Raw genomic sequence first — 7,824 nt, 5'->3', positions numbered from 1 at the left:
CGCCTTGCGCGACCTGCTTGACCGCTGCAATCTTGAATTCCTCTGGATACCGCTTACCGCTCATATCTTCTCCTTGTGTCCGCTATTATGGCTCAGGAGTGTCTACGATAGTCGTGGCGATTCAATTCCCGAATTTGGTCGTTACGCAAAGCGCTCTACGCGCTGAGGTGCCCGCTTGCAGCTATTTGCTCGGCATTCCAGCCTTCATGGTTCTACACGACGCAACGTCTCCACCTAGCCGTTAGCAGCCCTACAGCCCATCTACGTGGGCCTCATATATCAAACCTCGGTTTGCTCAGCAATCTCAAAGGCGTCGTCGACTTCAATGCCAAGGTAGCGAACCGTGTTCTCCAGCTTAGTATGCCCGAGAAGCAACTGAACAGCGCGGAGGTTTTTGTTCGCCGATAGATTAAGGTAGCCTTCGTACGACGCATGGTGTGCGTGCCGTATGCCGTCGCGTCCAGACCGATAGATTTGACCCAACTTGACAAGATGCGTGCGTACTGACGAGTCGGCAGATGACCTCCATCGATCACTCGACTGGGAAACAAATGCTGGCTAGTCGTTAGCTTTCGATGATTGATCCAACTGAGCACTGACTGACGAGTCTGCTAGGTAATTTCGAACTGGACAGGCCGTTGCGTCTTTTGTTGCATGCCACTCTCCTTGGGTAGCGACTTGAAACCTTCACCATCGGGTAGCATGTTGGATGCAGCCAGCCTACTATTCGGGCACCTGCACACGACGAAAGTACCCATGAATTTGTTCGACACCGAGATCCCGGAGGAGCGGCTCCACAAGCTGTTTCATATGATGCGCGGCTCGCAATATCTTCCAGAGCGACGCGTTCTTGAAGAATGGGCGGACGGCTTCAAGGATAGGGATGGGAAGTTCGTCAACGAGTTTCAGACGACCTTCGAGTCTTCCATGTGGGAACTCTACCTGAACGCATACCTTAAAGAGCTCGGCGCGATCTTGGATTTCTCGCATCATGCACCGGATTTCGTTGTGGACGGGCCGACCAAATTCTGCGTCGAGGCGACCATTGCCGCTCCAGCCCAAGGCGGCGCGCCTGCGATTGGGTATGACGCGCGAGACATTCCAGAGGATTTCGGAGCGTTCAACGCCCAAGCGGCCATCCGTATTGCTAACAGCATCTCTTCCAAAGTAAAAAAATATCGGGCGAGCTACTCGAAACTGCCCCACGTCCATGATCGGCCATTTGTGATTGCGATCGCCGCGTTCGACCGACCGTTCGCTCACTTCGCTGTAAACCGTCCGATCATGGCCGCTCTGTATGGGATTCACTATGACGAGCAAGCAGCGATCGCGCTGGGGCCGGATGCCACCAAAATCCCGCAGATTCCCGTCGACGCTGCTATCAAGAGCAACGGCGCCGATGTTCCTTTGGGCTTCTTCCTCGACGATTCCAACAGCGAAATCAGCGCCGTGATTTACAGCTGCCTAGCCACTTGGGGAAAAATTCGAGCGCTCGCGGACAATCCGGATGCCCGCACGATCTACCAGTCGTTTCATCCTGCCCAAGAAGGACTCATTCCGGTGATGCGGACTGCCATGAAGAGCGAATACCGCGAGCACCTTCTCGATGGACTCCACGTTTTCCATAACCCGTTCGCCGCTCGACCATTGGATGTGGCCACATTAGGTCATGAACGGCTGGCCCAGTTTGTCATGAAAGACGATGGCCTTCACATTTTTGCCCCGGACGATTTTCTGTTGTTGCGCATGCTTAGGACAGTCAACACGCGCGACGGCTGACCCCCCAAGCTCGGGCCCTTCATGCACTGCCAAGGTCATCCATTAGCCAGTCCGAAACGCGAGGCAGCGGGCTATGACATGTATCTAATTGTCCAGTATGCCCGCGCGATTTTTCATGCGCTAAACGTAAAACGAAACCTACGAAGCTCCACCGTTAGAGAGATTACAATCTATTCGTTGCCGAAAGACTGGAGGCTTTCCATGATAGTTTCATGCTCGTTTTATAGCCGGCACACTGCCTGTTACCCCACTGCATCCCATGCCTAATTCGAACACCGTTGCTGCCCTGCCCAACACTGTCGCGCCCTTGGAAGTGTTCTCAATCTCTGCCCGGCTGGACGGTTCGATGGGAAGCAACCGGGCGCAGGGCGGAGTGCGCCAGATTCGAGCCGAGAACGACGTAGATGCGATCAAGGCTTGGCTGGCGCGTTTTGTGGATAAACAGACGACCTTCGACAGTTACCGGAAGGAGGCCGAGCGCCTGTTACTTTGGTCAACGCTACAACTTGGCAAGCCACTATCCTCGCTGACCCATGAGGATTGGCTCCTGTACCAGATGTTCTTGCGAGATCCGAAGCCTGTCAGCCGCTGGGTTACCGCCGAGGGTCGAAAGTTTCCCCGGACTCATCCAGGATGGCGCCCGTTCGCCGGACCGCTGTCGGCATCGAGCCAGCGTCAGGCAGCGGTTATTCTCAATACCCTGTTTTCGTGGCTGGTCACCGCGGGCTACCTAGCGGGCAATCCACTCGCTTTGTCACGCGAGCGCCGGCGGCGGGCTACACCGAGGGTTACCCGCTACTTGGACGATGATATGTGGCGCGAAGTGAAGATGACGGTCGATAGCATGCCACGGGAAACGTCGCGGGAACGCCAGCATTATTTGCGTTTGCGCTGGCTGGTCTCGCTCTGTTACGTCTGCGGTCTGCGAATCTCGGAGATTACCGGCAACAGCATGGGAGGTTTTTTTCGGCGCCGCGACCGCGATGGCGAGGAGCGATGGTGGCTTGAAGTGCTTGGCAAAGGCGACAAGTTACGCATTGTGCCGGCCACGGACGAGCTGATGGTGGAGTTGGCGCGCTATAGACGTGAAATGGGGCACCCACCTTACCCGGTCTCTGGCGAACCCACCCCGCTTCTATTGCCGATAGGCGGTAAACCACGCCCGATGACACGCGGTGGTGTTCACGAGATTTTTAAGGTAATTTTTGCCAAAACGGCAGATCGGCTAAGCCAGCGTGGTCTGGAATATGCGCCCATGGCCGCACGCATGACCCAAGCATCAGCGCACTGGTTACGACATACGGCAGGTTCGCATATGGCGAACAACGACGTCGACCTTCGTCACGTTCGCGACAACCTCGGACATGAATCGATCAGTACGACCAACGCCTATCTGCATTCCTCCGACGATGCACGGCATGCCGACACAGAGGACAAACACCGAATCAGGTGGTGACTCATACCGAGGGTTGGCAACTGCTTTCGCTCAGGCACCGGTGGTACATTCCTCAGTTAACTGGATCAAATGAGAAGGGGAAACGCCTAGAGCCGTCGCCAGCCTAAAGAGTACGCGCACGGTCGGCTGTCGCCCTCCGCGCTCCATTAAGCTAACAAAAGTACGATCAAGATCTGCAGCATGTGCCAGTTGCTCCTGTGTCAGCCCTGCCTCTTTTCGAACTGCACGCAACACTTTTCCGAACGCTAGACCTGGATCCAAAGACTGTCTCCCCTTTAATTGGGAGAAATCATGGCTCTGAGGTATGATTACGTCTTCGGACTATAGTCATCATTTCTTGCATGAGTTCGTACAGAGCGTCGAACTCGGCCCAGGTAATGCAGCGTCCGCCCGAACCAGAATTTTGCTCGACCACCGCTAAAATGACGAGATACCGCTTCCCGTTCGTTTGCTTTCAGACGGACAATGAATACGTCAACACACTCTGCCTAAGGTACTGGGCTGTAAGTTCTTCCGGCAAGTGGACCGAGCCATTTGACACTTTGTTGTCGGAATCTGGACTCAACAAGCCCGAGTTGATGAGTATTTTGCGCTCAGCATGCCGAGCCGTCCTTCCTCACCTGCGTTGCCAGAGATGCAAAACTCCACTTGCGGTAGCCAACCGTAGTCAATATTCCCCTTCGACGGGCTCATTGCTGAGGTTTGGGAAACGTCTGCGCGCGCCACTATGCGTCGCATGCTCAGCGGCGACCACTGCAGAGGAACACAGGACTGAATATTTTAAAATCAACCAGCCGCGTCAAAGGATTGCCGAGGCAGTCCAGCAGTTGCACGCGCAGATCAATCCTGTCGACTATACTCAACTTACCTACGTCCAATCGTACTTGCTATATGCGGCACTGGTTGCTGCAGGCGTGAGCCGAGATAATCCGGTTGTCCCTGCTTTAGATATCCAAACCGGTAGGCTAACGCCTACTCCCGCGCTCTCTGAATACATTTATACCCGACTTTACATTGACAAGCTCATCCTTCCAGCTCTGACGTCCGACTTTGAAGTTTTTAACCTAGACGAAAGAACTGGTGCTATAACATTTAACGTCGGAACAGTTCATTGGACGGTAACTAACGACGTTTCCGGCAGATCAGTCGAAGAGATTATCTCAGTTCTGTTCCGGATCATTGAGCGCCCTGAGCCATTGGCAGCAGCAGAACTTTGGTATCTTGTAGCGGAGGACGAATGTAAGAGGTATCTCCTCAGTCAGTGTGAACGCTACCGCTTTATCCACCCTGGGATCTATTCTTCCAAGGTCGCTGCCGCAATCAGAGATTATCTCGATCGCTGCTCGATAGGCCAGATGTGGAACATTATTTACTACGCTATCAAGAATCTTGCAGCCCTCGCGCAGGAAGGAAAGTTTACGCCCCAGCACATTTACAATATGATTCCCGGCAGCCTACGCCGCTATGCGGACTACCGTCTCGCAAACGGTGAGTCAATTCGGCCCTGGCGCCGGCCGGCGCTGACGACAGAATCGTGGGTAACAAGCATCCTACTAGATGGTGTCCTGAAATCTGGAGACATCGCTTTCCAGGCGTTGAGCGGACGGGATGTGATGGAACACATCAAGGGATTAGCCGGGGATACCAAGTAGCCCAAAACTGGGGCTGCCGCGCATATACGGCGGTGAAGATACGCGGCGGATATCGTCATAAGGTCCGGCGAGCATGAGCCAAAAGCGCATAAATCCCACGCTGAAATACTGTCTATGCCCCCACTAGATTTAGACGCCTCGTTCTCTCCAGCGATCGTCAACGCGCACGTCGCTATAAACAGACAGTCGCCAAGCAACCAGTGTACTCAGCCTTGATGACGAAGCAATTACTGAGCAGGTGTCAACAACAGCGCCTCAATGGCTTAGTGGTGTGTGCAGAGGTACATGCTACGAAGTCTCATCGCAGTCATATAAACGGTTGACGGGAGGAGATCCTCATCAACAGCCGTGCAGTCCGACTGATTATTCATGCTCAGGCGCTGTTCGCTTCCCACATGTCTTCCAGATCGGAAAATGCCCGCAAGATCGTATGGATTTCCAGGGGCGGTCTAGGTAAGTAAGGCAACATAGAGGGCGGACATAAGAAATTAGACCCAAGCATTAACCAAGCCCAATTCCCGTTTTTTCTCTGTTGTGCAAGATGCACTTCAAACGCATGCGTGAGCCACTGAAGGGAACTGTGGCAAAGGCGGCGCGCTGCGAGCGTATCGCCATTGATCATCGCGATCGCTGCCGCGCGGTCGAACAATGGTCGCGCGAGCAGATGCAGAGCGTGCCGCGTCAGATTACAAATTTTGTCGTGCCAAATGCGAGTTGATGAAATCAGAGGCTGGTTGGTGTGCCCGGGGTCAGTCGGGAGTGTAATTCTGCAGTTCGTGAGATATCGCTGCAGGGCCCGCTGGGCTGGGGGGACAAGCACGATCTCGCGTGTAGCGCTGGAGCGACCTTCCAGCGATAAGGTCCAAATTGGGAAGGGATCCGTTGCAATTTCTCGTATCGATGCGATGCGCAACGCACTGATCTCGCCTGGTTTGATGTCGGCAAAGTAGGTCAGGTAAAAAATGGCGCGGACTCTGGCCGCTATCAGGTTTTCCTGGCTTTCTTCCATTTCCTCCAACGCAATTCGTACGTAAGACCACTCTACCGCAGTGGCTATGTCCGGATGTTCGTTGGTGCCCAATGCCGGGGCGATTCTGTTCTTTTCTACCGCACTACGCACGCACAGCGTTCGCGCCCAAGGATTGTCATAAACATATCCACGGTTCTGGAGCCACGTCCACAGGGTCGAAAGAATTCCTATCGCGCCGTCCCGGCTTCGAAGCGACATGCGCGCCTGGAAAGGACGCCACGCAGGGTCGGCACGACGGTATCGCCCAGGGCACAACCAGCGTTCGCAAGGCTGAAGGTGAAGCAGGAACTCCCCATATGTATGGGCATCCGCTTGACTCAGTGCGCTCATTGGCTTGCCAAGCTCGACTGTGGCCCACAGCAGGCAACGCTCGGCAGTCAATAAGTATGCCTTGCGTGTGGCAGGAGTCCTGGCGACGTCGGCCAGCCACATCCCAATCGCATCCATGTCATTGCGGGCCTTAATCCCCGCAGTGCCCTCATAGCCGTACTGGTGCGGAACGAGTGATCCATCCAGATGAGCAGGAAGGACCAGGCGCTCGAACGGTGCAATGGCGACCGTTGTATGCAAATCTTTGGTCATGTCCGTCGACTGTGGCGCATAAGCGTTAAAGGAAAAATCTAGGGATCCGTCTTACTCCGATACGAAAGTAGCGCTGCTTCGTCCAGATCAAGGCAACGACATTTCTTGAAGATCGTCAAAAGCCTGCAAAATAATGTCAACCGACAATGGAAGCCGCGGCGGCAGGTATGACTTGAAAGCAGATGAAGCCAGCCAGGACGCCCCAATGAGCGGCCAGCACCATTCACGGGAAATCCCATACTGAGCCGTGTGAACTTCAAACGCGTGCCTGAGCCACTGCAAGGTGGCGAGCGACAAACGGCGCGCTGCAATAAAATTGCCTTCCTCGCGCGCCAACGCCGCAGCCTGCTCCAATACCGCCCCTGTAACTGAGCGCGTCCCCAGCCCCGACAGAGGCCCTTCGGGCTCCGGCCAATCCTGGATCTCACGACTGGATGCGATCACTGGAAGGTCGGGTTGCGCGACGCAACTCCCTAGTGCGATCCCGCGGAATTGGAAATAGTGCTTGAGTGCCCGCTGAACAGGCGGCACCAATACAATTTCGCGCAGCTCTTGGGGGCGCTCCAATATGTCCAGTTTCCAGATTGGAACCACTCCCGACTCGAGCACCGATATCGCGGAAAGTCGTAAGGAGGAAATCTCACCCGGCTTTAGATCGGCGTAATAGGCAAGATACAGCACTGCTCTGCTCTTTGATGCCGCATGCTCGTCCTCTCCTGTTGCCATGGCATCCAAGGCCTTTCTGATACAGGACCATTCAACTGCAGACACAACGTTTGTCAGCCGCTCAGGCATTAATGCTGGCGTGGCATTCTTTTCGTTTGGTCTTAACAAATAGGCCGCAGGACCATTCCAGGGGTTTTCACGAAGGTAACCGGTGGTGTGCAGCCAGTCGAAAAGGGTTGCAAGTATCCCAAGGGCGCGCTCACTGCTTCGCAGTGATAATGGCGCACGAAATGGTCGCCAAGAAGTGTCATCCCGTCGCGGAGAGCCATTCGAAATCCATTGATCGCGCGGCTGCGGATGACGCATGAATCGCGAATAAGCAGCGATATCATCGTCGTTAAGGGCAGACAGCGGTTTTCTGCACACAACGGTTGCCCACAATAGGCAGCGCTCCGCTTCCAGACGATAGCTCCTAAAGGATGAATCGGACTTGGCAACTTCGTGAAGCCACCGCTGAATCGCTTCCAGATCATTGCCAACCTCAAGTCGGTGAGGGAAAAGGGCACTACCCCGTGGTTCCCTCGACCCGTCCAAGTGCGGAGGAAGCCTCAGGCGCTCAAGTGGAACAATAGTGCAACCGTCGAGAGGGGCTAACAGAT

General features: G+C 54.7%; 6 protein-coding genes and 1 pseudogene. 3 read left to right on the top strand and 4 right to left on the bottom strand.

Annotation, left to right across the window (positions count from 1 at the left end; all coding sequences use genetic code 11):
- Nucleotides 1–279: 279 nt before the first annotated feature.
- A pseudogene (locus ACWCIA_RS21675) lies at nt 280–656 on the bottom strand (tyrosine-type recombinase/integrase); the annotation flags it as partial.
- A gap of 100 nt (nt 657–756) precedes the next feature.
- Between ACWCIA_RS21675 and ACWCIA_RS21670 the strand changes: the two are divergent.
- A complete protein-coding gene (locus ACWCIA_RS21670) occupies nt 757–1,779 on the top strand; it encodes a glycosaminoglycan attachment site (protein ID WP_454166555.1) in 1,023 nt (340 codons plus the stop codon).
- Between the two features lie 259 nt (nt 1,780–2,038).
- Nucleotides 2,039–3,235, top strand: a complete 1,197-nt coding sequence (locus ACWCIA_RS21665; protein WP_454166554.1) for a tyrosine-type recombinase/integrase — start codon at nt 2,039–2,041, stop codon at nt 3,233–3,235.
- Nucleotides 3,236–3,265: 30 nt separating this feature from the next.
- On the opposite strand, the gene ACWCIA_RS21660 is transcribed toward ACWCIA_RS21665, so the two are convergent.
- The gene (locus ACWCIA_RS21660) at nt 3,266–3,469 is read right to left on the bottom strand and encodes a helix-turn-helix domain-containing protein (protein WP_454166557.1); all 204 of its coding nucleotides are present in this window, start codon (nt 3,467–3,469) and stop codon (nt 3,266–3,268) included.
- 593 nt (nt 3,470–4,062) lie between these two features.
- Here ACWCIA_RS21660 and ACWCIA_RS21655 point away from each other — a divergent pair.
- Nucleotides 4,063–4,887, top strand: coding sequence for a hypothetical protein (locus ACWCIA_RS21655; protein ID WP_454166553.1), 825 nt, complete (start codon nt 4,063–4,065; stop codon nt 4,885–4,887).
- A gap of 373 nt (nt 4,888–5,260) precedes the next feature.
- Here the strand turns inward: ACWCIA_RS21655 and ACWCIA_RS21650 are convergent, their stop codons facing one another.
- The gene (locus tag ACWCIA_RS21650) at nt 5,261–6,499 is read right to left on the bottom strand and encodes a hypothetical protein (protein WP_454166552.1); all 1,239 of its coding nucleotides are present in this window, start codon (nt 6,497–6,499) and stop codon (nt 5,261–5,263) included.
- Between the two features lie 87 nt (nt 6,500–6,586).
- Nucleotides 6,587–7,606 carry a hypothetical protein gene (locus ACWCIA_RS21645; protein WP_454166551.1) on the bottom strand — a complete coding sequence of 340 codons (1,020 nt, stop codon included), beginning with the start codon at nt 7,604–7,606 and terminating at the stop codon, nt 6,587–6,589.
- Between the last annotated feature and the right edge of the window lie 218 nt (nt 7,607–7,824).

The sequence above is a fragment of the Massilia sp. SYSU DXS3249 genome (assembly GCF_053668055.1).
This window is presented reverse-complemented; position numbering and strand designations above follow the sequence as displayed.